At 66.0% G+C, this 24072-nt stretch carries 24 protein-coding genes; 10 read left to right on the top strand and 14 right to left on the bottom strand.

The annotated features are described in order from the left end of the window. Window positions 1-138 precede the first annotated feature (138 nt). The 6 genes from ACQ858_RS14780 to ACQ858_RS14755 all read right to left on the bottom strand — a co-directional run bounded on the left by ACQ858_RS14780 (window position 139) and on the right by ACQ858_RS14755 (window position 6176). Window positions 139-1584, bottom strand: coding sequence for a lactonase family protein (locus ACQ858_RS14780; protein WP_431273448.1), 1446 nt, complete (start codon window positions 1582-1584; stop codon window positions 139-141). Window positions 1585-1860: 276 nt separating this feature from the next. Further along, a protein-coding gene (locus ACQ858_RS14775; RefSeq protein WP_431273447.1) for an IS5 family transposase occupies window positions 1861-2624 on the bottom strand; the annotation gives its coding sequence in 2 pieces (ribosomal slippage) (window positions 1861-2309 and window positions 2309-2624; 765 coding nt in all). A gap of 52 nt (window positions 2625-2676) precedes the next feature. After that, window positions 2677-3165 carry a trimeric intracellular cation channel family protein gene (locus ACQ858_RS14770; RefSeq protein ID WP_431273446.1) on the bottom strand — a complete coding sequence of 163 codons (489 nt, stop codon included), beginning with the start codon at window positions 3163-3165 and terminating at the stop codon, window positions 2677-2679. Continuing rightward, window positions 3120-3338 carry a TRIC cation channel family protein gene (locus ACQ858_RS14765; protein WP_431273445.1) on the bottom strand — a complete coding sequence of 73 codons (219 nt, stop codon included), beginning with the start codon at window positions 3336-3338 and terminating at the stop codon, window positions 3120-3122. The genes ACQ858_RS14770 and ACQ858_RS14765 overlap by 46 nt, the downstream gene beginning before the upstream one ends. Continuing rightward, a complete protein-coding gene (locus ACQ858_RS14760; RefSeq protein WP_431273444.1) occupies window positions 3335-4597 on the bottom strand; it encodes a M20 family metallopeptidase in 1263 nt (420 codons plus the stop codon). Before ACQ858_RS14760 ends, ACQ858_RS14765 begins: the two co-directional genes overlap by 4 nt. Window positions 4598-4661: 64 nt before the next feature. Further along, the gene (locus tag ACQ858_RS14755) at window positions 4662-6176 is read right to left on the bottom strand and encodes an MFS transporter (protein WP_431273443.1); all 1515 of its coding nucleotides are present in this window, start codon (window positions 6174-6176) and stop codon (window positions 4662-4664) included. Between the two features lie 214 nt (window positions 6177-6390). Between ACQ858_RS14755 and ACQ858_RS14750 the strand changes: the two genes are divergently transcribed. Both ACQ858_RS14750 and ACQ858_RS14745 read left to right on the top strand, forming a co-directional pair. Next, complete coding sequence (locus ACQ858_RS14750; protein WP_431273442.1) at window positions 6391-7170, top strand: hypothetical protein; 780 nt, start codon at window positions 6391-6393, stop codon at window positions 7168-7170. Window positions 7171-7277: 107 nt separating this feature from the next. Next, the gene (locus ACQ858_RS14745; protein ID WP_431273441.1) at window positions 7278-7439 is read left to right on the top strand and encodes a hypothetical protein; all 162 of its coding nucleotides are present in this window, start codon (window positions 7278-7280) and stop codon (window positions 7437-7439) included. A gap of 25 nt (window positions 7440-7464) precedes the next feature. On the opposite strand, the gene ACQ858_RS14740 is transcribed toward ACQ858_RS14745, so the two are convergent. Beyond that, window positions 7465-7617 carry a hypothetical protein gene (locus tag ACQ858_RS14740; protein WP_431273440.1) on the bottom strand — a complete coding sequence of 51 codons (153 nt, stop codon included), beginning with the start codon at window positions 7615-7617 and terminating at the stop codon, window positions 7465-7467. Between the two features lie 93 nt (window positions 7618-7710). Between ACQ858_RS14740 and ACQ858_RS14735 the strand changes: the two genes are divergently transcribed. Beyond that, the gene (locus ACQ858_RS14735; RefSeq protein WP_431273439.1) at window positions 7711-9264 is read left to right on the top strand and encodes a M30 family zinc metallopeptidase; all 1554 of its coding nucleotides are present in this window, start codon (window positions 7711-7713) and stop codon (window positions 9262-9264) included. Here ACQ858_RS14735 and ACQ858_RS14730 read toward each other — a convergent pair whose 3' ends face one another. From ACQ858_RS14730 to ACQ858_RS14720, 3 genes are read right to left on the bottom strand one after another with little or no spacing between them, the layout of a single operon-like run. Continuing rightward, window positions 9265-11244, bottom strand: a complete 1980-nt coding sequence (locus tag ACQ858_RS14730; protein WP_431273438.1) for an alkyl/aryl-sulfatase — start codon at window positions 11242-11244, stop codon at window positions 9265-9267. Window positions 11245-11288: 44 nt separating this feature from the next. After that, window positions 11289-12902, bottom strand: coding sequence for a GMC family oxidoreductase (locus ACQ858_RS14725; protein WP_431273437.1), 1614 nt, complete (start codon window positions 12900-12902; stop codon window positions 11289-11291). After that, entirely contained in the window at window positions 12899-14386 is a 1488-nt protein-coding gene (locus tag ACQ858_RS14720; RefSeq protein WP_431273436.1) for a coniferyl aldehyde dehydrogenase, read from the bottom strand. Before ACQ858_RS14720 ends, ACQ858_RS14725 begins: the two co-directional genes overlap by 4 nt. A gap of 138 nt (window positions 14387-14524) precedes the next feature. On the opposite strand from ACQ858_RS14720, the gene ACQ858_RS14715 reads away from it, so the two are divergent. Next, window positions 14525-15655: an AraC family transcriptional regulator gene (locus ACQ858_RS14715; protein ID WP_431273435.1), complete on the top strand. Its 1131-nt coding sequence runs from the start codon at window positions 14525-14527 to the stop codon at window positions 15653-15655. Between the two features lie 22 nt (window positions 15656-15677). Here ACQ858_RS14715 and ACQ858_RS14710 read toward each other — a convergent pair whose 3' ends face one another. Both ACQ858_RS14710 and ACQ858_RS14705 read right to left on the bottom strand, forming a co-directional pair. Beyond that, on the bottom strand, window positions 15678-16067 hold the full coding sequence (locus tag ACQ858_RS14710) for a DUF3597 domain-containing protein (protein ID WP_431273434.1): 390 nt from the start codon (window positions 16065-16067) through the stop codon (window positions 15678-15680). Window positions 16068-16186: 119 nt separating this feature from the next. After that, window positions 16187-16591, bottom strand: coding sequence for a hypothetical protein (locus ACQ858_RS14705; protein ID WP_431273433.1), 405 nt, complete (start codon window positions 16589-16591; stop codon window positions 16187-16189). Window positions 16592-16718: 127 nt separating this feature from the next. Here ACQ858_RS14705 and ACQ858_RS14700 point away from each other — a divergent pair, with 127 nt between their 5' ends. The 6 genes from ACQ858_RS14700 to ACQ858_RS14675 all read left to right on the top strand — a co-directional run bounded on the left by ACQ858_RS14700 (window position 16719) and on the right by ACQ858_RS14675 (window position 21288). Continuing rightward, window positions 16719-18464, top strand: a complete 1746-nt coding sequence (locus ACQ858_RS14700; protein WP_431273432.1) for an IlvD/Edd family dehydratase — start codon at window positions 16719-16721, stop codon at window positions 18462-18464. Further along, window positions 18461-18925: an EVE domain-containing protein gene (locus ACQ858_RS14695; protein ID WP_431273431.1), complete on the top strand. Its 465-nt coding sequence runs from the start codon at window positions 18461-18463 to the stop codon at window positions 18923-18925. Before ACQ858_RS14700 ends, ACQ858_RS14695 begins: the two co-directional genes overlap by 4 nt. A gap of 38 nt (window positions 18926-18963) precedes the next feature. Further along, window positions 18964-19311, top strand: a complete 348-nt coding sequence (locus tag ACQ858_RS14690) for a GlpM family protein (RefSeq protein WP_431273430.1) — start codon at window positions 18964-18966, stop codon at window positions 19309-19311. Between the two features lie 43 nt (window positions 19312-19354). Further along, window positions 19355-19924, top strand: a complete 570-nt coding sequence (locus tag ACQ858_RS14685) for a DedA family protein (RefSeq protein WP_431273429.1) — start codon at window positions 19355-19357, stop codon at window positions 19922-19924. Window positions 19925-20072: 148 nt separating this feature from the next. After that, entirely contained in the window at window positions 20073-20675 is a 603-nt protein-coding gene (locus ACQ858_RS14680; protein WP_431273428.1) for a HEAT repeat domain-containing protein, read from the top strand. Between the two features lie 148 nt (window positions 20676-20823). Continuing rightward, window positions 20824-21288, top strand: coding sequence for a tetratricopeptide repeat protein (locus ACQ858_RS14675; RefSeq protein ID WP_431273427.1), 465 nt, complete (start codon window positions 20824-20826; stop codon window positions 21286-21288). A 26-nt stretch (window positions 21289-21314) separates the two neighbouring features. Here the strand turns inward: ACQ858_RS14675 and cueR are convergent, their stop codons facing one another. Both cueR and ACQ858_RS14665 read right to left on the bottom strand, forming a co-directional pair. Next, on the bottom strand, window positions 21315-21713 hold the full coding sequence (gene cueR / locus ACQ858_RS14670; protein ID WP_431273426.1) for a Cu(I)-responsive transcriptional regulator: 399 nt from the start codon (window positions 21711-21713) through the stop codon (window positions 21315-21317). Beyond that, entirely contained in the window at window positions 21710-23884 is a 2175-nt protein-coding gene (locus ACQ858_RS14665) for a heavy metal translocating P-type ATPase (protein ID WP_431273425.1), read from the bottom strand. The genes cueR and ACQ858_RS14665 overlap by 4 nt, the downstream gene beginning before the upstream one ends. Between the last annotated feature and the right edge of the window lie 188 nt (window positions 23885-24072).

Raw genomic sequence — 24072 nt, 5'->3', positions numbered from 1 at the left:
AGTGTGAGTCGCTGCCCCATCGCTTTCCGGGTCGACTGGCTTCGAGACCCGTGATCTTGCTCGACCTTGGCTCGGACGCTGCCTTGCCGCGCTGCAAAGCCGTGGCCCGGCAGATGCCAGGCCGACGGGTCGCGCGATTTACCGGAAGCCCAGCACGGTAATGCCGATGGGTGCTCCGCCCACAGACACGTTTCTCTGTGCTGTCAGATTGCCAGTTTGCGGGTCTGGCGTGTGAACGGCCAAAGCATTGGTGCTTTGCTGGGCCACATACACCGCGCCAGATACCGGATCGGTGTTGACTCCTTCAGGCAAGCCGCCCGTGGGGAGCTGTCCGAGGAGAGTCAATGCGCCCGTCATTGGGTCAATGCTGTAAGACCCAACGGTTGCGCTGGTTTCGTTGGTGACGTACAGAGACTTGCCACTGGCGTCGATCACCATGTTCTGCGCCGTGGTGCCGGCCGGGAAAGGCGCCCCGGCCATGATCGTCAGATTGCCTGTCGCCCCGTCGATGACGAAGCCGCCGATCTGATTGCCGCCGCTCGTGGTGTACAGGAAGCGGCCCAACGGATCCATTGCGAGAAACCGGGTGTTAACCCCTGAGGGGATCTCGCCCAACGCAGTGGCCGCGCCGGTCGTGGCGTTCAGCGAGTAAATGCTGATTGAGCCGGCAATGTAGTTGGCTACGTACATGTACCGGCCATCCGGCGTCATCTGCACAGCCAAGGGGTATGTGCCTGTTGGCACTGTGCCTTGCAGCGTGAGTGCGCCAGTAGCGGTGTTCACTGCAAACATACTGAGGGTATTGCTTGCGCGATTGGCCGCATAGAGATATTTCCCATTCCGCGATATGCCCATGGCTTGAGGCTGGGACTGCCCGGATGCTGCGGGAGAGCCAGGCAACTGCGTCAGCTCGCCCGTATCAATGTTGATTGCGTATGAGCGCACGGCATTGGTGACCACATCCGCCAGGTAAAGGAATCGGCCGCTCGGTGCGAGAGTGCCGCCAAATATGCCGCCTTGCGAGACTGAAAAGCCTGTCAGGGTCAGATCCCCCGTCACATCATCTACGGTGAGAACCCTGGTCGCCGACAAGAAAGTGGCAAAGGCGAAGTGCGGCGGCCGGTTGCACGTCACAGAAACGGTGGGCGATACCCCATCAGCCACTTGGCCTGCGCCGTCGCTCACGGTACACGTCTGGGGAGGCATCTCCGGCGGCGCTTTGACGCTGACCTGATAGGACGCGCCCACGGCGATGGTCGTAGAGAACGAGGTGGTGCCGTCTGCCGAAATGACGAGATCGTCGCCCAGGTTGTTCTGCAGTGTGAGACCAGCACCTTTCAAGCCCTGCACTTGTACCCTGACCGTCTGTGGCGCCGGCGGCTCGGTGACTGGCGGCTGAACGACCGGCGGCTGAACGACGGGCTGCTGAACGACGGGCGGCTGTGTCGGCGCAACGGGGCCCGGTGTACTGCTGCCGCCACCACAGGCAGTGAGGGCAAGCGCCAGCATGGCCGCGGCAAACGGTGGCACCAAACGCGCGCGCGCAGGCGGCGTGCTGCCAGAAAGGACAGAGGGTGAAAGCATTGAGGTCTCCGGCGGAGGGGCGGGTGAACGAGCCGCTCGATGCCTGCGCAGAAACGACTTTGCCTAAGGATACAAATTGTAATAGGTTGACCGCAATCAAGGGTGGCGGGCAATCGAGCGTCGCTGTCACGCAGCACGCGTTGACCAGGCCGGAGCGAGACCGCGATCGGCGCCTCCGCATCCGCCCCGACGAAAACTACGCGCGTCGCCGGTGACGTGTTCGACGGAATGCAGGTCGGTATGCCGTCCTCACTGGTCTCGAACAACTAGGGCGTGTTAACACAAACGGAGGCCATCGGCGACCAGGACGAAGCTGATGAAACCGAGGAACATCAGGTCGAGCTTGTCGAAGCGCGAGAAGATTCGGCGGTAGCCCTTGAGGCGGCGGAACAACCGCTCGACCTCGTTGCGGCGCCTGTACATCGCTCGGTCGTACTCCCAGGGCTCAACGCGGGTCTTCAGAGGCGGCACGACAGGAATGAACCCCAGGTCGAGCGCGAGTTGGCGCGTTTCGTTGCCCTCATAGGCGCGATCCATGAGCAGGTGCAGCGGCCGACCAGGAGCACCAAGCCGGCTCAGGAGTGCCCGACCTTCAGGTGCATCGTGCGCTTGACCCGGCGACAGCGAGAACGTTATGGCCGTTCGAGCATCCGCGGCAACCATATGAATCTTGGTGTTCCATCCGCCTCGGGACTTGCCGATGGCCTGTGGGCCGTTTTTTTTAACGCCCCAGTGCCGTCCGGATGCACCTTGATGCTCGTGGAATCCAGCGAGACAGCCTCGATCCTGATGCGAACCACCTGCGCCCTCTGAAGCTCCTCGAACATTCGATCGAGCACGCCGGCCTTGGCCCAGCGGTTCATGCGCGTATAGATCGTGTGCCAGTTGCCAAAGCGCTTGGGCAGCCCTCGCCACTTGCAGCCATGCTCGGCCACGTACAGGATGGCGTTGACGACCTGAAGGTTCGTCAGGCTCACATTGCCTCGCTGCGTCGGCAGACAGTGCTCAATCCAGGCAAATTGCTCGGGCGTGATTTCCATGCCTAGAGTATCGGCGAGTGGGCATGGTCGGCACCATTAGTGTTAACACGCCCTAGTCGCGCTTGCGGTCGCGGGCGGACGCACGTGGCAGGTTCCACTCGTAACGCAGCGACAGGTAACGCAGTGCAAAGCACGCCATCAAAGCGACCCAGGTTCGCCCGCTCGATACCCATCCCAGGCGCTCGCCGGCCACTTCGATGACGGCGCCGACCAGCGCGGCCGACGCATAGATCTCTCGCCGAAGGATCACCGGTACCCGATTGAGCAGCACGTCACGCGCCACGCCGCCGCCCACGGCGGTGACCACGCCCAGCAGCACCGCCACTTCGGCGTTGTGGCCAAAAATCATGGCCTTTTGCGCACCCGTTACCGCAAACAGCCCCAGGCCCAAGGAATCGAAGAGGGTGACCGGGTGGGTAAGACGCACGACCAGCGCGCTTGCAGCAATCGTCATCCATGCTGCGGCCATCGCGACGGCGAGATAGCGCCAATCGGTCAGCCCGGCCGGCGGAACGGCGCCGATGCACAGGTCGCGCAGCACGCCCCTCCGCACGCCACCGCGAAGGCGATGACCATGACACCGAACCAGTCGAGGCCGCGATCCCTTGCCGCAACCGCCCCGCTGATGGCAAAGGCAAACGTGCCTGCCAGATCGAGGACGGTGAATAGGCGATGGTCATTCAGGCCGGCAAGGGCCAGTTCCTGGACGCTCATGCACTAGGGCACAGCCATGCGCTGGCGGCCGTCAGCATGGCTTGCAAGCCCGTCTCCAGCGTCGGGTGAATCTGCGGCGCGAACTTTGGTGAATGGTTGCTGGGAATCTTGTTGACGGTCCCGTCCTGCTTGGCTTTCGCGTACACCTCCGGGTTTGTGCCACCGACGAACCAGAACACGTACGGCACGGCCCAGGTACGGCCGAAGATGCTGAAGTCTTCGCTGGCTGACGCTGGGCTGGATGCGAGCGAAGCGTTTTCGCCAAACTGATGGCCGAAGACCTCGGCCACCTTTTGCGTAGCGACAAGGTCGTTCTCAGTTAACGGGTAGCTGTTGATCGTGGTGAACTCGGGCGGACGTTCCGCGCCAGAGGCGTCGCACTCGGCGCAACAGATGCGACGGATCGACTTGAGCATGTACTCGCGTGTGTCGTCGCTGAAGGTGCGCATGTTCAGCTTGATGGTCGCGTCGTCAGGAATGATGTTCTCCTTGGTACCAGCTTGCAGTGATCCGATGGTGAGCACCGCCGGCTCCGTCGGAGCGATCTCTCGCGAGACGATAGTCTGTAGACGCAACGTGGTCGCCGCGGCCATGATCACCGGGTCGATGGACGTCTGCGGCTGCGAGCCGTGCGAGCCGCGCCCGAACAGCTTGATCTTCAGGCTGTCGCCGGCCGACAGCGTGACGCCGGGGCGGTAGGTCACGGTGCCGGCCGCGCCGACCATCACATGCTGGCCGAGGATGATGTCGGGCCTGGGGAAGCGGCCTTCGCCCCAGTCGCGCACCATGGAGGTGGCACCCTCTGCCGTTTCCTCACCCGGCTGGAACACAATCAGCAGCGTGCCATGCCACGCGACGCGGTTCGTGGACAAGATGCGAGCGGCGCCGATCAACCAGGTCACATGCATATCGTGGCCGCACGAGTGCGCAACGCCTGTCTCGACGCCGTCCGCGTCGCGCGCCGTCACGGTGCTTGCATAGGGCAGTCCGGTGTTTTCGGCCATCGGCAGCGCATCCATGTCGGCGCGCAGCATCACGGTCGGGCCGGCGCCATTCTTCATCACGCAGACCACGCCGGTCACGCCGACGTTGCGCGTCACTTCGTAGCCGAGATCCTGCATCGTGTCGGCGACGATCTTCGCTGTGCGGACCTCCTGCATGGACAACTCGGGGTGCTGATGGATGTCCTTGTAGAGTGCTTCAAGATCGGCCAGCAGGGCGGAATCGGCAGAGCCGAGCGCTTGGGTGAGGGCATTCATAGAGGCTCCAAAAGCGACGAAAGTACGGTCGACAACGTTTGAGATCGAGTTCGAGGGCAGGGAGTCAGCGCTTGATTTGAAGCTCAGCGCTTCCGGTCTTCACTCTCGTTCCCGAGGGCACCGTGAGCATGATCGAGATGATGGCCATCACAACCATCAGCACGTTGAAGCTCAGTGCAACGATGGCGGCTTCGCGCACCGCCAGGTTGTCCTGACGGCCCACGAAAGTGATCATGCCATCGAGCCAGTTCACGCTTGCACTGTTGCCGCTGAGCGCCGTGAAGATGGCGGCGGAAATCGCCACGCCGAAGGCGGCGCCGAGCGATGAAGCCATCTTGTAGATGCCCGAACCCGACCCCGTCTGTGCGGCCGGAAGATTCGACAGCGCTGCGTCGGTGGAGGGAGTCGCATAGAACGCCAGACCGACGCCGAACAGCGTGTAGCCGGCGCTCGCGAGAATCTTGTATTCCGACAGCAGCAGGTTGGCGGGCGAGACCATGAGGATCGCCAGTCCGGTGATCAGGCAACCCCAGATCATTGGCTTGCGTGGGCCAAAGCGTTGCAGCAACTTCTCACCCACGCGGATGAAGGCGATGATGGCAACCGCATAGCCCAGCGTCAGGAAGCCAGCCTGCTGGGCGTTCATGTTGCCGCCGATCTGCACCAGTTGCAGCGACACGATCAACGTGCCGGCCGTGCCGTTGATCAGGAAGTTGGAGATCGTCGCGCCGGTGTAGGTCGCGTTCCTGAAAAGGCTGAAATCGAAGAACGCGTTGGATGCCTTGTCTTCGATGCGGACAAACAGCCAGCCGAACAACACCGTGACCGCCAGCAGACCCAGACCGATCAGACTGGTCCAGCCCAGCTTGTTGCCCTGGGTCACCAGCACCTGAAGTGCCACCATGGTGACCATGAACGCTAACACGCCGGGCATATCGAACCTGTACTCGCCCGTGGTTTCTGCCTTGCTCTCGGGCGCGCCGCGAATCATCCACAGGCCGAGCGCGCTCACCAAGGCGGCCACCCAGAAGATCGAGCGCCAGCCGAAATTCTGTGACATGAGGCCTCCGACCAGCGAGCAGAGGCCCGAACCTCCCCAGGAACCGATCGACCACATGCTGATCGCGCGTTGGCGCTCGGGGCCGTCCCAATAGGCTTTCACCAGCGCCAGGCTCGCCGGCATGATGCAGGCCGCAGACAGGCCTTGCAACGCGCGGCCCACGAGCAGGACCGGCGCGGCGAGCCAACCCTGCGGCGTGATGGCCACCAGCAGCGAGCCCGCGATGCTCAGGTAAAAGCCGATGCGAGTGATCTTCAACCTGCCTATACGGTCGGCCAAGCCGCCCACCACGACGATGAAGATTCCCGAGAACAGCGAGGTGATCGCCACTGCGACGTTCATCATGCTCGCATCCATGCCGAGGTCGCGGCTCATGTCTGGCGCAATGTTGAGCGTCGTCTGGGCAAAAAGCCAGAAGGCGACAACGCCCATGATGATTCCGAAAAGCAGCCGATCGTTGCCCTCGTATGGCCGCTCAGCCCTGACGCTGGAATCCATGTCGTTCTCCATCGCGCCCATACGCGCCCTGGCTTATCTCGGCAGCTTCACCGCCTGTAGAGCAACATCGATCGACAACGCTATGGTGTTGTCGATGATGAGGGTCATACCCCCGCGGTCCTGACCCGCTCCTGACCGCACACCTCACGCGTCTCGTTATTGCAAAATCCTAACGGATATCCGGCGATTATTTGATATGGCTATGATTTGGGCCGCACTTCGATCACTCGCCCGAATGAAACCCCGAATTGGATTCCGCAGCCTGCTAGGCGCCCTGGCGGCAAGCTGGCTGTCCGCGCACGCCGCACTGCCGGACGAGATTCAGGTCTATACCGGCGACATCAACGCGCCGGGCGAAACCGGCCTCGAACTCCACCTGAACACCACGCCCAGCGGCAGTTCAAGGCCGTCCTACCCGGGTGAAGTCACGAACGCGCACGGCTGGCGTGCCACGGCGGAGTTCTCTTACGGACTCACGCCGTCCTGGGAGCTCGGGTTGTACATCCCGACCGTCCTCACGCGCGAGAACACCTACTACGTGACGGGACCCAAGTTCCGCGCGAAATGGATGCCCCTTCAGGCGACCGACGGCGTGGGCTATTTCGCGGGCGCGAATGTCGAACTTGCGCACGTTGACCAACGGTTCGACCAGGCCACGAACGGGCTGGAACTGCGTCCAATCTTCGGCTACCAGGACGAACAATGGCTCTTGGCCTTCAACCCTGTGCTGGACTGGAGCCTGTCCGGTCCGGACAAGAGCGGCACGGCCGACTTCGCGCCGTCTTTCAAGGCCGCACGCACGGTCCTTCCCGGGGTCCGCGCCGGCCTGGAGTACTACATGGACCTGGGACACATCGATCACATGTCGACCGGTTCCGAGCAGCCGCAAACCCTGTATCTCGCTTTCGACGTCGATCGCGCTCCATTCGTCTTCAATTTCGGCATCGGCCGCGGGCTCACGCATGCGGCGGACCGTTGGACGCTCAAGTGGATCTTCGAGATCCCGCTTCGTTGAGGCGCTGCCACCCCAGTTCATTCGTTCCGCCTCCTCAATTCGAGGGATGCGCAATGCTGCACTTCACCGGCAGACTCGCCGCCTCATAACAAATGAGGAGGTTGCCGATGGGTTTCGTTCACGTCGTCTGGGGAGGCGCAAGTCTTGTCGCGCTGGCGTTGGGATGGGTGGTGATCGCCTGGCGGGGCGGCAAGCATCTGAACGAACGTCTCACCGAGCAGCTTTCGCGATCGGCTGCGCTTGAAAGGGAATGCAGCACCCTTCGCTGACCGAACACCCGCGATTCACCCTCCTTCAAGTTTCTTCTTCCCCTGTCGATAAGCGGTAGCGGCGCGCGAACGCTTTCGGTTTCACGTGCCGTGCACCGTGGAGCCAGGAAGAAGTGATACGCAGTAAATCGCGAACCGAATCGGTCTTTGGAGCAAGCGCCGCATTGATGCTGGCCATGGCGCTGTCCGCCTGTGGCGGCGGAGGGGAGGTGGCGGAGGCGGTTACATCCCTGCGCAGACGACGACGGCGGCGGCCGGCTCGAGCCCCGGGGTGAAGGCGGGAGGCAGCAACGCGGTCAAGGCGTCCTGCGTCGGCTGCGCGGCGATCGATGACAGCACCTACGCCGGTTCCGGCACCGGTGTCTGGCAGGCGGCGAACGGCTCTTCCGTTCCGGTCGATGTGCCGGTCTCGATTTCGGGCCTCAACGGCCAGACGGTCACGCTGGTATTCACGAACGAAAGCGGCACCCCTGAAGGGCTCCCCGGCCTCGTGGTGCGATCGAGTTCCGAGATCGCCGCGACCGCCAACAAGGCGCTGGTGCAGCAGCCGATCGACGAAGACGACGCCGCCAAGGATGCGATCCGCGAATTCAACCGCTCCGGCTTCGCCAAATTGCTCGATCCGCTCTCGAAGTCGGCGCCTGGCGTCCTGAAGTCGATGGCGCCTTCGGCGGCCTATGCGGTCGCCGACCAGCGCAGCATCTTTCTCTACGACCATACGCAGCGCACGGTACAGCTCGCGGCGCAGCGCGCGACCGCCGACGGCGTCACCGTGAACCTGTGGGTCGAAACCGGCGAGCTCGACCCGGCGCGCGTCTCGAGCGCACTCGCCGTGCGGATGCTCGACAAGTTCGCCGCGCCGGGCGGCATCTACGACATGCTGGTCCGCGTCGGTGGCCCGCTGTGGGGCGATCACGGCATGAGCCAGTTGATCGCCGGTAGTGGCCAGCCGCTGGACATCTTCATCGTGAACTTCAAGCCTGACCACCAGCCCTACGGCCTCGTGGGCTATTTCTGGGGACTGAACAACTTCAAGACGGGCAGCGGCGATCTGGCCTACAGCAATGAATCGCTGAGCTTGTACCTCGATTCCGAATCGCTCTACCTCGACGGCGAGAACGGCGTCCAGCAGATTTCCACCGTCATGGCGCACGAAGGCATGCACATGCAGAACTTCTATCGCCGTGGCGTGAAGATGGGCTCGGACTACACCTTCGATACCTGGCTGGAGGAGATGTCCGCGTTGATGATGGAGGACTGGGCGAGCTTCAACATCGACCCGAGCCACAACGCGATCCGCGATTCGCGCTATCCGTACTACCTGAGCTACAACGGCGCCGGCAGCTACAACTGCGGCCTCACGGAGTGGACGCCGATGGGCGCGACCTGCGAGAGCTATGCCGTGACGGGCTCGTTCGGCGGCTTCCTCAATCGCCAGCTCGGCCTCGATTTCTACAAGGCGCTGCTGACGAGCGCCGGCGTGAAGGACTCGACCGAAATCCTCGACAAGGCGATCAAGTCGCGGCGCCCCGATTCGGGCATCGGCCAGGAACTGCGCCGCTTCGCCGCCGCTTCCGCCGGCTTGATTCCGCTCGGGGCCGGCATCGCCGCCTACAGCATGCCCGCGCGCAGCGAAGACGTGTTCAGCCTGCCGGCCATCGACCCCGCGAGCCTCGGCAGCAGCAACCGCAAGCTGCCGCAGTCCGCGCCGTCGCTGCTGGAGGCACTGGCGAGCTTCCCGGTGATCCGGTCGAACGTCGCAGGTACTTACAGCGAGACGGTGCGCGTTCCGCCGGGCAGCACGCTGTCGGTGATCATCAACTGATCACGGCGTCACGATGTTGAAGTAGGGGTCGAAGGTCTCGACGTTGCGGAACACCGAGGACAACGCGAACGGATTGCCGCTGACCTTCACCTGCCCGGTCAGCACCATCTCCGGAAGCTTCTTGCCCTGAAGCAGCATCGCGAGAAACGCCGGCCGTGTGAGCGTGATCGTGGCGTCGGGGTTCTTCAGCACGCGGCCCTTCGTGTTGTTGAGCACCGAGTTCGACAGCTCCAGCGCCCAGGTCTCGCCCAGGTCGGTGAACACCATGTTGATGTTGACCTTCTTGCCGTCGGCCTTCTCGTGGTCGAGGCGCATCGCGATCAAGTCGAACAGCAGTTCGTTGTTCATGCCGCGCACCACGTCCGGCCCCTGGCTGGACGCCGGTGGCTTGATGACGCCGCCCCGCAGTTCGCGCGCACCGGTCAGATAGGCGTTGCGCCAGGTACCGGCCTCGGACTGATAGCCGAGCTGTTCGAGCGCATCGGCCTGCAAGGCGCGCGCCGCCGCGTTGTTCGGGTTCGCGAACACGACGTGGTTCACCAACTCGGCCACCCAGCGGTAGTCACCCGCGTCGAAGGCCTTGCGTGCGCTGGCCAGCACTGCTTCCTCGCCGCCCATGGCCGCGACGTAGCGCTTGGCCGTCTCGGTGGGCGGCAGCCGGTTCAGCGTCGCCGGATTGCCGTCGTAGAAACCCAGGTAGAAGTTGTAGACCGCCCGCAGGTTGTGGCTGAGCGTGCCGTAGTAGCCGCGCGAACTTGCGTCGGCAGCCAGGGCTTTCGGGAAGAAGGTCGCATCGCCGATCTCGTCCATCACCTGACCCTTGTTCGCGAGCTTCAACGCCTGGTCGTGCAGGAACCGGTAGGTGTCGCGCTGGTTCGCGAGGTACTGGCGGATGTTGTCGCCGCCCCAGGTCGGCCAGTGATGACTCGCGAAGGCCACCTCCACGTCGGGGAACATGTCGATGGTTTCGTTGATGTACTTGCTCCAGCCGAGCGCATCGCGCATCTTCGCGCCGCGGAGGGTGTAGATGTTGTGCATGTGCTTCGTCGTCACCTCCGAGAGGCACAGCGCCTTCCTGTCGGGGAAGTAGAACATCATCTCCGACGGCGCCTCCGTGCCTTGCGCCATCTGGAACACGATGCGCACGCCGTCCACCGTCATCTCCTGCCCGGTCTTCGCGATGATGTCGGTGGGCGGAATCAACCCCGTCGTGCCGCTGCTGAGTGCCTTGCCGAGCCCGCTGCCGACGCCTTGCCGTTCGTTCGAATCGAGCCCGGCGCCGAACTGGTAGACCGCGCGCCGCGTCATCGCATTGCCGGCCAGCACGTTCTCGGCGATCGCGTTGTCCATGAAGCCCTCGGGCGCGATCACCTTCACCTTGCCGGCCTGCACGTCGGCTTCGTCGACCACGCCGCGCACGCCGCCGAAGTGGTCCACGTGGCTGTGGGTGTAGATCACCGCGACCACGGGCTTGGTGCTGCCGAGCTTCTCCATCGCGAAGGCGAGCGTGCTGTGCGCGATCTCGGCGGTGAGCAGCGTGTCGATCACGATCCAGCCTGTCTGGCCCTCCACCAGCGTCATGTTCGCGAGGTCGTAGCCGCGGATCTGGTAGATGCCGTCGGTCACCTTGAAGAGGCCGCGTGCGTTGTTGAGCTTCTCCTGCCGCCACAGGCTCGGGTTGACGGTGGCGGGCGCATCGCCCTGGATGAAGTCGAAGCGGTTCGCGTCCCATACGAGCTTGCCTTGCGGGGTCTTGACCAGCGGATCGGGCAGGGTGGCGATCAGGCCGCGCGTCGCGTCCTCGAAGTCGCGCCTGTCGTCGAAGGCCATGCTTCGCGCGACCGCCCGGTTGGCTCGCTCGGTGGCCGGCGTCGCGGGCTTCGGGACGGCCGGTGCCCCGTCCTGCATCTGCGCAAAGGTGCCGGAGGCCAGCGAGGTCGCGACGAGGGCGGCGAGCATGCCGCGGATGGCTGTTTTCATGGAGTCTCAGGTTTCTCGAAAGAGTGGAATGGCGTCGCGCCGTCTCAGGCCCGCGCATCGGCGCGGATCATGTCCGCTGCCTTCTCGCCGATCATGATCGTGGGCGCATTGGTGTTGCCGCCGCACAGCGTCGGCATGATCGATGCATCGACCACGCGCAGCGCGTCGATGCCGTATACGCGAAGCCGTTCGTCCACCACGGCCATCCCGTCGGCGACGGGGCCCATCTTGCAGGTGCCCACCGGGTGGTATTGCGTGTCGGCGCGGTTGCGGATGTCCTGTGCGATTGCCGCGCGGTCGTTGCGGTCCACCGGGTGCAGCATCTTTCCGCGCCAGGGATCGAAGGGGCTCGATTGCAGGATGTCCATCTGCAGTTCGACGCCCTTGACCAGCAGTTCGAGGTCGCGCTCGTCATCGAGGAACTTCGGGTCGATCAGCGGCGCAGCGCGCGGGTCGCGGCTTGCGAGGCGGACATGGCCGCGGCTCTTCGGACGGAGCACCTCGATGTGGCACGAATAGCCGTGGCCGAGGTGCAGCTTGCGGTTATGGTCGTCCACCATCGCGACGACGAAGACCATCTGCAGGTCCGGCACCGCAATGTCGGGCGACGAGCGCACGAAGGCCCCGGACTCCGCGAAGTTGGAGGTGACGAGACCCGTGCGCTGCCTCTTCCATTCGAGCATGGCGCCGGCCATCTTCACGCCGCCGCGCATCGAGACGCCGAAGGTGGGCGAGCTGCTCGCAGAGCGATAGGCCTGCACGTGGTCGATGTGGTCCTGCAGGTTCTCGCCCACGCCGGGCAGGTCGCGCAGCACCTCGATGCCGAGCTCCTGCAATTGCGCGCCCGGTCCGATGCCCGAGAGCATCAGCAGTTGCGGCGAGCCGAAGGCGCCCGAGCTCACGATGACCTCGCGCCGCGCGCGCAGCGTCCTGTCCTGCCCGTCCACGTGGCAGACCACACCGGTCGCACGCCGGCCGTCGAAGACGATGCGCGAGGAGAGCGCGCCTGTCTTCACCATGAGGTTCGGCCGCGCGAGATTCGGCGTGATGTAGCCCTTGGCCGCGCTGCAGCGCTCGCCGTTCTTTTGCGTGACCTGGTACATGAAGGCGCCGAACTGCTCGGCCCCGTTGTAGTCCGTGACGGTCGGGATGCCGTTCATCGCCGCGGCGGCGAGGAAAGCCTTGTTCAACGCGCTGGGACTGCGCAGTTCGGCCACGTTGAGCGGCCCACCGGTGCCATGGAAGGGGCAGTTCCGGTGCGTCTCGTTGTTCTCCGCGCGTTTGAAGCAGGGCAGCACCTCGTCGTAGGACCAGCCCGCGCTGCCGAGCGAAGCCCAGTGGTCGTAGTCCCAGCGGTGGCCGCGCACGTAGAGCATCGCGTTGGTCGAGCTCGATCCGCCCAGCACCTTGCCGCGCGGCTGGTAGCCCTGCCGGCCATTGAGGCCCTTCTGCGGCACCGTCTTGAAGGCCCAGTTCTTGAACGGCACCGGCAGCATGGCCGCGACACCCGCGGGTGCGTGGATGAAGACGCTGTTGTCCGGCCCTCCCGCTTCCAGCAGGCAGACGGAGACGCGCGGGTCTTCGCTCAGCCGCGATGCGACGACGCACCCGGCCGAGCCGCCGCCCACGACGACGTAGTCGAATTCTTCAGTGCTCATACGGTCTCTTTGCCGGAATGGGTGAGCGCGGGGTCCGCGCTGCGCAGGTAGAACTGCAGCACCAGCCGTTGGACGAAGCCGCCGTAGGGTGGGTAGAACAGGTCGATGGGAAAGAAGCGCTGGCGCTGGAACACGGTGCGCGCGTGCGACAGCTCCCGAAATCCCTCCACGCCGTGATAGGTGCCCATGCCCGAATTGCCGACGCCGCCGAAGGGCGCGTCGTGGTTCACCACCTGCCAGCCCCAGTCGTTGACCGCGACGCCGCCCGAATGGGTGCGCCGCAGCAGCGCATCGCGCTCGGCATCGTCGTGGCTGAAGCAGTAGAGCGCCAGCGGCCGGGGCTTCGCGTTGATGAAGGCGATGGCGTCGTCGTTCGTGTCGTAGGGCACCACCGGCAGGATGGGGCCGAACAGCTCCTCGTTCATCACCCGCATGTCCGGCGTGAGCTGCGTCACGATGTGCAGCGGCATCTGGCGGCTGTCGCCCGCCGGTGCGGGCGCGCAAGGCTCGATGCGGGCGCCCTTGGCGCGCGCGTCGTCGAGCAGCTCCCGCATGCGCTGCCATTGCCGCTCGTTCACCACGCCCGTGTAGTCCGCATTGCCGTCCGTGCGGCCGTCGTAGAAGCGCTGGAAGGTGCTCCGCACGCCTGCGATGAAGTCGTCCACGCGCTCGCGTGGCACCAGCGCGTAGTCGGGCGACACGCAGATCTGCCCGCAGTTGGTCGACTTGCCGTGCGTGATGCGCGTGGCCGCATCGGCCACGGGATAGTTGCGCGTGACCAGCGCGGGCGACTTGCCGCCGAGTTCCAGCGTGACCGGCGTCAGGTTCCTGGCCGCGGTGCGCATGACGATACGGCCCACCGCCGGGGAACCGGTGAACACGATGTGGTTGAAGGGCTGGGACGTGAAGGTGTCCGGGTCGGCCAGTTCCTCGCCCACGACTGCGACGAGGTTCTCGTCGAACACCTCGCCGAGCAGCCGCTTGAACACCGCGTTCGTCGCGGGCGTCACCTCGGGCATCTTGATCATCACGCGGTTGCCCGCGGCCAGCGCGGCGGTCAGCGGCCCGGCAGCGAGGTAGATCGGGAAGTTCCACGGCACGATCACGCCCACCACGCCCTTGGGCTGATAGCGCACCTCGACCCGGTTGCTCAGGAAGAGGAGTTCGGTGGAGCGCCGGCTGGGCTTCATCCAGCGCCGCAGGTGCGAGACCGCGTGGTCGATGTCGAGCACCGAGCCCAGCAGGTCGAGCATCTTCGATTCGGCTTCGGCGCGGTAGCCGAAGTCGCGGCTCATCGCCTCGGCGAGCAGGTCCTGGTAGCGCTGGATCTGCCGCTTGAGCGCCTTGAGCCATGCGCGCCGCTCATCGGCGGTCGGACAGGGCTGCTGCGCGAAGGCCGTTTGCTGCGCCGCAAAAAGTCGTTGCACGCGCTCTTGCGCAGCCAGGGCGGCCGCGGTGTGCCGCAGGTCCGTGGTGTCGTTCAAATGAGTCTCCTTCGTTCGCGGCACGGGTGGACGGCGCCGCGCGGGCCACTATCGAATGTAGGTCCAGGCAGGGTCTGCGCCTAGGTTCAAGTTCGACACAATCGGGTGAAAATCTGCCAAACAGTCCGTTCCAGCACCGTGTCCAGAACAGCCCCTGACGCAAGGCCCTACGCGACCCCTGTCGTCGGTCGTTATGTCCACGACATGGACGCGCCGGCCCACAGCATGCTCGGGCTCGCGCCCCTCACCGAAGCACTGGCGGAACGCGGCGTCGACCTCGCCGGGCTGCTCGCGGGCACCGGCATCTCGCCGGAAGCCATGTCCGATCCGCAGGCGCGGATTTCCCACCGGCAGAAGATCGCGCTTTTCGGCAATGTGCTGCGGCTCACGCCGGAGCCGGCCATCGGGCTGATCGCCGGGCGCAGGCAGCGCCTCTCCGACTTCGGCGTGTTCGGCTACGCGGTGATGAGCAGCGCCACGCTGGCCGATGCGATCGCCTTCGGCATCCGGCATGTGCGGCTGGCCGGGCCTGTGCTCGAAAAGAGCTTCCGCGTCGAAGGCGACACCGCGATCTTCGAGGCCCGTGACGTCATGGCGCTTGGCGCGCTGCTGCCGCTGGCGACCGAGTTCTGGTTCAGCTCGATCCAGGTGCTGACCGAGCATGTGCTCGGACGCGAATTCCGGGGCCGGCAACTGCTGCTTCCCTATCCCGCGCCTTCGTACGCCGCACGTTACGAGGATTTCCTGCACTGCCCGGTGGCGTTCGATGCCGATGTGATGCAGTGGCAGTTCGATGCGTCGATGCTCGGCATGCCGCTGCCCAACGCCAATCCGATCACGGCGGATGTCTGCGCGAGCTTCTGCAGCCGCATGCTCGAGGAGCTCACGGAGGAACCCGCCCTGGTCAGGAGCATCAAGGAAGCCTGCCTCAACAGCATGAGCGACCTGCCGCGCGCGGAGCAGATGGCCGAGCGGCTGCAGCTTTCGCCGCGCACGCTGCATCGGCGGCTGGTCGACGCCGGCACCAGCTATCAGGCCATCATCGACGGACTGCGCGAGCGGCTCGCGATCGAGTTCCTCGAACGCACGGACCTGTCGGTCGACGAGATCGCGGAGCGCAGCGGCTTCTCGGACGTCTCCAACTTCCGCAAGGCCTTCAAGAAGTGGACCGGCCAGACGCCGGCCTATTACCGGGACTCACCCCCAGGCTCGCGCACTTCGTGTCGCTCTCCACCCCCTTCCAGGGGGCGCTCCCAGCGGCCCGGCTGAGCCGTTTCCTCGGGAGCCCTGCTCAGGCAATGAGCTCGGGCGGCACCTTGCCACCGTTGGCCGCGAGCTTCGTCATGACCTGGCGATGCAGCCAGATGTTCATCTTGGCGGAGTCGCTCGTGTCTTCGCCGTAGCTCAGCTCGAAGGCGAGCTGCTTGCGCGCGGCGAGGCTGCTGTCCAGGCCGAGCAGCTTCATCAGGTCGACGATCGATGTGCGCCAGTTGAGGCTGCTGGCGCCGGGCATGCCGTCGAGCAAGGCTTCGACGTCGACCACCGTGATCGCTGCCGGCGGCGCCGCGGGGGTGGTGCTCGTGGCGGCGGCTTCCGTGGCCGCCGGTGCCGGCTGCTGTGACGCGGTGTCGGCGCTGGCCGACGGGAAGATCTTGGCGAGGATGCTGCTGAAGATGCTCATGAATGACTCCGATGAGTGGTTGAAGGGTTGCTGCACCGGCGGATTCTGAGACCGGTGTGTTTCACAAGAGTCCGAATACTTGCGCATTTCGCCACGATGGGCGTTCGGGAGAGACTTTGTTACATCGGGCCGCGGCCCGGCGGCGCGGCCTTGACGCCGGGCGTCGCGAGCGACTCGCAGGAGGTGCCCGGCTGCACCGAGACGAACCGGTCGACCACCATGTGCTCGCGAGCCGGGCCTTCCATCGGTTCGCGGACCTCGACGCGCCCGTCGAAGTTCGCGAGCAGCGGTGCCTTCGGTGCACCCTGCCAGCGTAGATAGGCCTCCTCCAGCGCGAGATAGTCGCCAGCTTGCGCCACGGGCCACTGCTGGCCGGTCTTGCAGTCGGTAAAGATCGCGGAGTCGGCGAAGTAGATGAAGTCGCCGCGCCAGCGCACGGCCGGCTGCGCCTGCAGGCTCGTCGCGAGCGCGGCGAGCAGGAGGCTGGCGGCAGTCCGCCCGGCGAGGCGCGATGGTTTGCGCATGGGCTGTCGATTCATTTCCGGCTTCCCTGTGTGATGCACATGGGCCGACAGCTTAAGCGGTGTGCAGGAAGGCGCGGATCGCGTACAACCCTCCTTCCCACGACTTCCACGATCGCGAAGGCATTTCATGTCCAGTTCTCCTTTCGATCCCGAGAACGCGGCCGACAGCGGCGGCATGCGCAAGGGATTGACCAGCTACGGCGACCAGGGCTTTTCGCTCTTCCTGCGCAAGGCGTTCATCAAGGGCGCGGGCTTCACCGATGCGGCGCTCGACCGCCCGGTCATCGGCATCGCCAACACCGGGAGCGCCTACAACCCGTGCCACGGCAACGCGCCGCAGCTCATCGATGCGGTCAGGCGCGGCGTGATGCTCGCGGGCGGGCTGCCAATGGAGTTCCCGACCATCTCGATCCACGAGAGCTTCGCGGCGCCGACCAGCATGTACCTGCGCAACCTGATGTCGATGGATACCGAGGAGATGATCCGTGCCCAGCCGATGGATGCGGTGGTGCTCATCGGCGGTTGCGACAAGACCGTGCCCGCGCAACTGATGGGCGCGGCATCGGCGGGGTTGCCAGCGATCCAGCTCATCACCGGTTCGATGCTCACGGGCAGCCATCGCGGTGAGCGCGTCGGCGCCTGCACCGACTGCCGTCGCTACTGGGCGCGCTTCCGCGCCGAGGAGATCGACGCCGACGAAACGGCCGAGGTCAACAACGAACTGGTGGCGAGCGTCGGCACCTGCTCGGTGATGGGCACCGCGAGCACCATGGCCTGCCTTGCCGAGGTGATGGGCATGACGATGCCGGGCGGCGCGTCGCCGCCGGCGGTCACGGCCGACCGCATCCGCATCGCCGAGCAGACCGGCGCGCAGGCGGTGCAGATGGCGCGCGACCGGCTCACCATCGACAAGGTGCTCACGCCCGCCGCCTTCGAGAACGCCATGCGCGTGCTGCTGGCCATCGGCGGCTCGACCAACGGCATCGTGCATCTCGCGGCGATCGCGGGCCGCGTGGGCCTGGACATCGACCTCGCCACGCTCGATCGCATGGGCCGCGAAACGCCGGTGCTGCTCGACCTCAAGCCCTCGGGCCAGCACTACATGGAGGACTTCCACGCGGCCGGCGGCATGGCGACGCTGCTGCGCGAACTCAAGCCGCTGCTGCGGCTCGATGCGCTCACGGTCACCGGCCGCACGCTGGGCGAGGAGATCGAACGCGCCGGCCCCGGCTTCAGGCAGGACGTGGTGCGCAGCATTGCGAAGCCCATCTATCCGCAGGGCGGCATCGCGGTGCTGCGCGGCAATCTCGCGCCGGGCGGCGCGATCATCAAGCAATCTGCGGCCGATGCGGCGCTCATGGAGCACGAGGGCAGGGCGGTGGTGTTCGAGAACCTCGAGGACCTGGCGCGACGCATCGACGGCGACGAGCTCGACGTGACGCAGGGCGACATCCTCGTGCTGAAGAACATCGGGCCCAAGGGCGCCCCGGGCATGCCGGAGGCGGGCTACATGCCGATCCCGCGCAAGCTCGCGCGTGCGGGCGTGAAGGACATCGTGCGCATTTCCGACGGCCGCATGAGCGGCACCGCCTTCGGCACCATCGTGCTGCACGTCACGCCCGAATCGGCGGTGGGCGGCCCGCTGGCCTACGTGCGCAATGGCGACCGCATCCGCCTGAGCGTCGCGAACCGCGAACTCTCGCTGCTCGTGAGCGACGAAGAACTCGCGCGCCGCGCGGGCGAATCGCCCATCACCCCGCCGACCGCCGAGCGCGGCTATCGCAAACTCTTCCTCGATGCGGTGACGCAGGCGGACCAGGGAGCCGACTTCGATTTCCTTCGCGCAACCCGGAAGACAGGACCCCGACCATGACGCAGTACTGGCTGATGAAATCCGAACCCGACGATGTCTCCATCGACGACGCGATCGCCGCACCCGACTCGACGGTGGGATGGACCGGCGTGCGCGGCTTCCAGGCGCGCAAGTACATGAAGGAAGTCATGAAGGTCGGCGACGGCGTGCTGTTCTATCATTCCAGCTGTCCGCAGCCGGGTATCGCCGGCATCGCGCGTGTCGTCTCCGGACCCAAGCCCGATCCGACCCAGTTCGATCCGAAGTCGCCTTACTACGACCCGGACTCCAAACCCGACAAGCCCCGCTGGGTGCTGGTCGACGTGCAGGCGCTGCGCAAGACGCGGCTGCTGCCCTTGCCCGAGATGCGCGCGAATCCGGCGCTGGCCGACATGATCGTGCTGCGCAAGGGCAACCGCCTGTCGATCATGCCGGTGGATGAAGTGCACTGGAACCTGATCACCGGGCAACTGCTGGCCTGATATAGGCGCTCCACGAGCCCGACTTTGCCTTGCATCCCGTGTCGCTGCGTTTCAAGTGCCTCCTCGGCGCCGTCGCGGTCTTTCTCATCGCGCTGCTGTCGAAGACGAAGAACTTCTATGTCGCGGGCCTCGTGCCGCTCTTTCCCACCTTCGCGCTGATCGCGCACTACATCGTGGGCACCGAGCGCCCGGCGGTGGATCTGCGCACCACCGCGCTTTTCGGGCTGCTGTCGCTGATGCCTTATGCGATCTACCTCGCGGTGGTCTATTGGCTCAGCGTGAAGACTTCCCTGACGGTCACGCTGATCGCGGCCACCGTGGCGTGGTGCGTCGGCGCGGCGCTGCTTCTGGGCCTCTGGTCTCACTGGACCTCCGGCCCCGGTTGAACGGCGGGCGCACAATGCGTACGAGATTGGAGGAGCGGAACGCATGCGGCTCATTCTTCAACTGCTCGTCGACTATGGCTACCTGGCCGTCTTCATCGGCTGCCTGCTCGAGGGCGAGACCATCCTCATCCTCGCTGGATTCGCCTGCCACCACGGTCACCTCACGGTGCCGCTGACCCTCGCGGTCGCGGTGACCGGCGCGACGTTGGGCGACCAGGTCTTCTATTGGGTCGGCCGCTACCGGGGGCCGACGCTGCTTGCCCGCCTGCCCGTGCTGGCGCAGCAGGCGGAGCGCGTCGCCGCCTCGCTGACGCGCTACGACGGGCTGGTGGTCATGGGCGTGCGCTTCGTCTACGGGCTTCGCATCGCGGGTCCCATCGTGATCGGCGCCATGCACATGCCGCCGCGTCGATTCGCCTGCTTCAACCTGCTCGGCGCGATGCTCTGGGCACCGCTGGTGGGGGCGGTCGGCTACCTGTTCGGCTCCGCGCTCGACGCGCTGATCGGCGATGTGGAGCGGATCGAACTGATCGGCACCGTGCTGATCGTCGGACTCGCGCTCGTTGTCGCCCTGGTCCGGCGGTGGAGGCGGTCTCGGGCGGCGGTGCGTTAGTGCGCCTGGCCGGGGCCATTCGCCGCACAATGGCACCCACCAGACCAGGAGCGATCAAGGCGATGAGTTCCAGCGTCGAAATTTCACGTCCTGACGTCGGTGCGCGATGTGTGCGCACCGGCGCACCGGCGCCCGCACCGGCAGGACCATGAACATCCCGGTGGGTCTCGGCGGCCTCGACGCGGCGGACCCGGCCGACCGCGCAAGTGCGTATGAGGCGCTGGTGGTGGCGGGGCGGGTGTCGACGTCGGTTTTCCTGCGCGGACTCGCGAGCGCCGATGCCGACGTGCGCGAGAAGTCCGCGCAGGGGCTCGCCGAGACCGGCGATCCCGCCGCGGCCGATGCGTTGGCCGAAGCGCTTTCGGACCCGGAGCCGCTCGTGCGCGGCCGCGCCGCACAGGCGCTGGCCGCGATCGGCGACTGGCGCTCGCTCGATGCGCTGGTCCGCACCATCGACGACTACCCCGACGTCTTGCATGCGCCGCACACCATCGCGACTTATGTGCTGATCGCTCGTGGCCGCGACGTGCTGCCGTCGGTGGCGCCGCTGCTCGATGCGCCGCAACCGGTCACGCGGCAGCGCGCATTCCTGGTGCTGCAGACGCTGGTCTCGGCCATGCCCGAAGCGGGTGGCGACTGGGGCGCGCTGTGGCAATCGCTCGGCGCCTACGACCCGACCGGCCGCGACGATGCAGCACGCGCGGTGGCCGCCGCGAAGTGGGGGCAATGGATTGCGGTGCACTGCCCATAGAGCCCGGCCGCATTCATTGCCCGGGAGGCCGTTCGCTGGTGTTCCGACGCCGAGATGAGACGTTTCTCATGGACGGCTTTTTGCGGCTTTTCTAGAGTGCTCCGGCAGCGCCCCGACCCCGGGGCGTGCATCTCCAGGGAGAACAAGCATGCCCGCAGGAAGCATCGCGCGTCGCGCCTATGTCGATCGCGACAGTCACCGACCTCCGGCCCGCAGCGCTAAGCTGAAGCCCGACGCACGCGGCCGCGCGCGGGTCGCGCTGGAAGACGTGCTCGAACTCGTCGATTGCGGTCTGCCGCCCGACGACATGGCGCTCCTGGGGCAAGCCGATGCCGGGGACGCAGAGGCGCAGTCGGATGTCGGCGAGATGTTCATCTCGGCCGGAAGGCACGAAGCCGGCCTTTACTGGCTCGAGTTGGCGGCCGAGCAGGGACATTCCAATGCCATGCAATGTCTCGCGCGATGCTATCTGTCGGGCGAAGGCGCACCGAAGGATGAGGACATGGCGATCCGCTGGCTGGCAGATGCGGCGGCGCGCGGGCACTTCATTGCGCGGGAGCAGATGCGGGGGCTGCGAGAACGGCTCTTTGCGCAGAGTCGCCCCGCGTCTTGAATGGCACGGGGCGCGCGCGTCCGGTTTCAGTCCGCCAATTCGTCGAGGATCGGACAATCCGGCCGGTGATCCCCATGGCAGCAATCCGCCAGCCGCTCCAGCGTCCGCTTCATCGCCTCCATCTCCTCGATGCGCCGATGCAAATCCTGCGCATGCGCGAGTGCGATGCGTTTCACGTCAGCGCTCGCGCGCTGCTTGTTCTGCCAAAGCTTCAACAGCTCCGCGATCTCCGCCATGCTGAACCCGAGATCGCGCGCTCGGCGGATGAAGCGCAGCGTGTGCACATTGCTCTCGGTGTATTGCCGATAGCCCGCATCGGTCCGCGCCACGCCGGGCACGAGGCCCAGCGATTCGTAGTGCCGTACCATCTTCGCCGACACGCCCGAGCGCGCGGCCGCCTCGCCGATGTTGAAGGGGCCGCTCATTGCACGATTCCTTTCCAGCGCCGCAGCGTCAGCGCATTGCTCACCACACTCACGCTGCTGAAGGCCATCGCCGCGCCCGCGATGACGGGGCTGAGCAGGCCCAGGGCCGCCAGGGGAATGCCGACGACGTTGTAGGCAAAGGCCCAGAACAGGTTCTGCCGGATCTTGGCGTAGGTACGGCGCGAGATGTCGATCGCATCGCTGACCAGCGCCGGATCGCCGCGCATCAAGGTGATGCCGGCCGCGTGCATCGCGACGTCGGTGCCGGTGGACATCGCGATGCCCACGTCGGCCGCCGCCAGCGCCGGCGCATCGTTGATGCCGTCGCCGACCATGGCGACGCGCTCGCCGTCGCGCTTGAGGTGGGCGACGATGGCGGCCTTGTCTTCGGGCAGCACTTCGGCGCGCACGGTGTCGATCTTCAGTGCGCGCGCCACGGCCTCGGCGCTGCCGCGGTTGTCGCCGGACACGAGCGCGGTGCGGATGCCTTGGGCGTGGAGCCGACGGATGGCCTTGGCGGCGCTGGGCTTGGGCGTGTCGCCGAAGGCGAGCAGGCCGATGAGGATGGGACGGTCGGCCGCCGTCACGTCCGCCAGCCACGAGACGGTGCGGCCTTCCGACTGCAGTTGCGAAGCGCGCGCATCGAGCCTGCCGAGCGGCACGGCGAGTTCATGCATGAAGCGCGTGCTGCCGAGGCGGAGCTCGCGCCCGTCGACGATCGCCGACATGCCGCGCCCCGCCACGGCGCGCACGCCGGTCGCGCGCGGGGTGTCGATGCCGTCGTCCTTCGCGGCGGCAAGCACGGCGCGCGCGAGCGGGTGTTCGCTGCCCGCCTGGATCGCCGCGCTGGCGCGCAGGAGCGCGATCTTGTCCCCATCGGCCGCCTCGCAGGCGACGAGCACGGGCCGGCCTTCGGTCAGCGTGCCGGTCTTGTCGAAGGCGACGACCTTGATGCTGTGCGCGACCTCGAGCGCCTCGGCGTCCTTGATAAGCACGCCGTGCCGCGCGGCGACGCCGGTGCCGGCCATGATCGCGGTCGGCGTGGCAAGGCCCAGTGCACAAGGGCAGGCGATGACCAGCACCGCGACCGCGTTGAGGATCGCGGCCTCCCAGTTACCGGTGCCGATGCCCCAGCCCAGGAAGGTGAGCGCCGCGATGCCGATGACCACCGGCACGAAGACGCTGCTGACCTGGTCGACCAGACGCTGGATCGGGGCCTTCTTCGCCTGCGCCGATTCGACCAGCCGCACGATGCGCGCCAGCGTGGATTCGGCGCCCACCGCCGTGGTCCGCACGACCAGCAGGCCCTGGCCGTTGACGGAGCCGCCGGTCACCGAATGGCCCACGCCTTTGGAGACCGGCAGGCTTTCGCCTGTGATCAGCGATTCGTCGATCTCGCTCGCGCCTTCGACGACGACCGCATCGACCGGCACGCGCTCGCCGGGGTGGATGATCACGAGGTCGTCGATCCTGACCCTTTCGACCGGCACTTCCTGATCGGTGCCGTTGCGCCGCACGCGCGCACGTTCCGGGCGCAAGGCATTCAGCGCGCGGATGGCTTCGGTGGTCTGCCGCTTGGCCCGCGCCTCGAGCCACTTGCCGAGCAGCACCAGCGTGATGACCACCGCCGAGGCCTCGAAATACAGATGCTGCATGCCGTGGCCGCGATGCGCGAAGAGCTGGTAGACGCTGAGCCCGTACGCGGCCGAGGTGCCGAGCGCCACCAGCAGGTCCATGTTGCCGGCGTGCGCCTTCAGCGCCTTCCACCCCGCGCGGTAGAAGCGTGCGCCCAGCCAGAACTGGACCGGCGTCGCGAGCGCGAGCTGCAGCCAGCCATCGAGCATCCATTCCTGGCCGAAGACGAGGCCGAGCATCGGCAGCACCAGCGGTGCCGAGAGCAGGGCGGCCGCGATCACCGGCCAGGCGTCGTTGCGGCTGCGCTTGCGCGCCGCCGCGCCAGATGATGCCGCGGTGTCCGGTTCAGCCGGGGCTTCTTCCACGCCGATGCTGTAGCCGGCCTTTTCGATGGCGGCGCGCAACGCATCGCGCGCAACCGAGCCGTCGGTGCGGACGGTGGCGGCCTCGGTGGCGAGATTGACGCTGGCTTCGGTCACGCCGGGAACGCTCGTCAGCGAGCGTTCGACGCGGGCAACGCACGACGCGCAGCTCATGCCTTCGATGGGGAGTGACCACTCCCGGGTGCCGGGGGTCGATGGGGGAGAAAGCGTCAGACTCGAATTCATAGGGCGCAAGTTTCAACCTTTCCATCATGGGAGGGTCAAGGCTCGGCAAAACGACCACAAATACCGATCTTTCGGAATACGGCCTTTAGCTCTTCGCGTTTTTTATGTTTCATAAA

This window comes from Variovorax ureilyticus, assembly GCF_050632185.1.
In the GTDB taxonomy this organism is placed as follows: domain Bacteria; phylum Pseudomonadota; class Gammaproteobacteria; order Burkholderiales; family Burkholderiaceae_C; genus Variovorax; species Variovorax ureilyticus_A.
This window is presented reverse-complemented; position numbering and strand designations above follow the sequence as displayed.

What these genes read in the sequence shown, in the direction of transcription:
- cueR (WP_431273426.1), bottom strand. Translation starts at nt 21,713, where the DNA reads ATGAGCGGCCCCTTCAACATCGGCGAGGCGGCCGCGCGCTCGGGCGTG.
- ACQ858_RS14745 (WP_431273441.1), top strand. Translation starts at nt 7,278, where the DNA reads ATGGGTTTCGTTCACGTCGTCTGGGGAGGCGCAAGTCTTGTCGCGCTG.
- ACQ858_RS14730 (WP_431273438.1), bottom strand. Translation starts at nt 11,244, where the DNA reads ATGAAAACAGCCATCCGCGGCATGCTCGCCGCCCTCGTCGCGACCTCG.
- ACQ858_RS14710 (WP_431273434.1), bottom strand. Translation starts at nt 16,067, where the DNA reads ATGAGCATCTTCAGCAGCATCCTCGCCAAGATCTTCCCGTCGGCCAGC.
- ACQ858_RS14725 (WP_431273437.1), bottom strand. Translation starts at nt 12,902, where the DNA reads ATGAGCACTGAAGAATTCGACTACGTCGTCGTGGGCGGCGGCTCGGCC.
- ACQ858_RS14750 (WP_431273442.1), top strand. Translation starts at nt 6,391, where the DNA reads ATGAAACCCCGAATTGGATTCCGCAGCCTGCTAGGCGCCCTGGCGGCA.
- ACQ858_RS14780 (WP_431273448.1), bottom strand. Translation starts at nt 1,584, where the DNA reads ATGCTTTCACCCTCTGTCCTTTCTGGCAGCACGCCGCCTGCGCGCGCG.
- ACQ858_RS14755 (WP_431273443.1), bottom strand. Translation starts at nt 6,176, where the DNA reads ATGGGCGCGATGGAGAACGACATGGATTCCAGCGTCAGGGCTGAGCGG.
- ACQ858_RS14665 (WP_431273425.1), bottom strand. Translation starts at nt 23,884, where the DNA reads ATGAGCTGCGCGTCGTGCGTTGCCCGCGTCGAACGCTCGCTGACGAGC.
- ACQ858_RS14700 (WP_431273432.1), top strand. Translation starts at nt 16,719, where the DNA reads ATGTCCAGTTCTCCTTTCGATCCCGAGAACGCGGCCGACAGCGGCGGC.
- ACQ858_RS14760 (WP_431273444.1), bottom strand. Translation starts at nt 4,597, where the DNA reads ATGAATGCCCTCACCCAAGCGCTCGGCTCTGCCGATTCCGCCCTGCTG.
- ACQ858_RS14765 (WP_431273445.1), bottom strand. Translation starts at nt 3,338, where the DNA reads ATGAGCGTCCAGGAACTGGCCCTTGCCGGCCTGAATGACCATCGCCTA.
- ACQ858_RS14680 (WP_431273428.1), top strand. Translation starts at nt 20,073, where the DNA reads ATGAACATCCCGGTGGGTCTCGGCGGCCTCGACGCGGCGGACCCGGCC.
- ACQ858_RS14685 (WP_431273429.1), top strand. Translation starts at nt 19,355, where the DNA reads ATGCGGCTCATTCTTCAACTGCTCGTCGACTATGGCTACCTGGCCGTC.
- ACQ858_RS14695 (WP_431273431.1), top strand. Translation starts at nt 18,461, where the DNA reads ATGACGCAGTACTGGCTGATGAAATCCGAACCCGACGATGTCTCCATC.
- ACQ858_RS14675 (WP_431273427.1), top strand. Translation starts at nt 20,824, where the DNA reads ATGCCCGCAGGAAGCATCGCGCGTCGCGCCTATGTCGATCGCGACAGT.
- ACQ858_RS14740 (WP_431273440.1), bottom strand. Translation starts at nt 7,617, where the DNA reads ATGGCCAGCATCAATGCGGCGCTTGCTCCAAAGACCGATTCGGTTCGC.
- ACQ858_RS14705 (WP_431273433.1), bottom strand. Translation starts at nt 16,591, where the DNA reads ATGCGCAAACCATCGCGCCTCGCCGGGCGGACTGCCGCCAGCCTCCTG.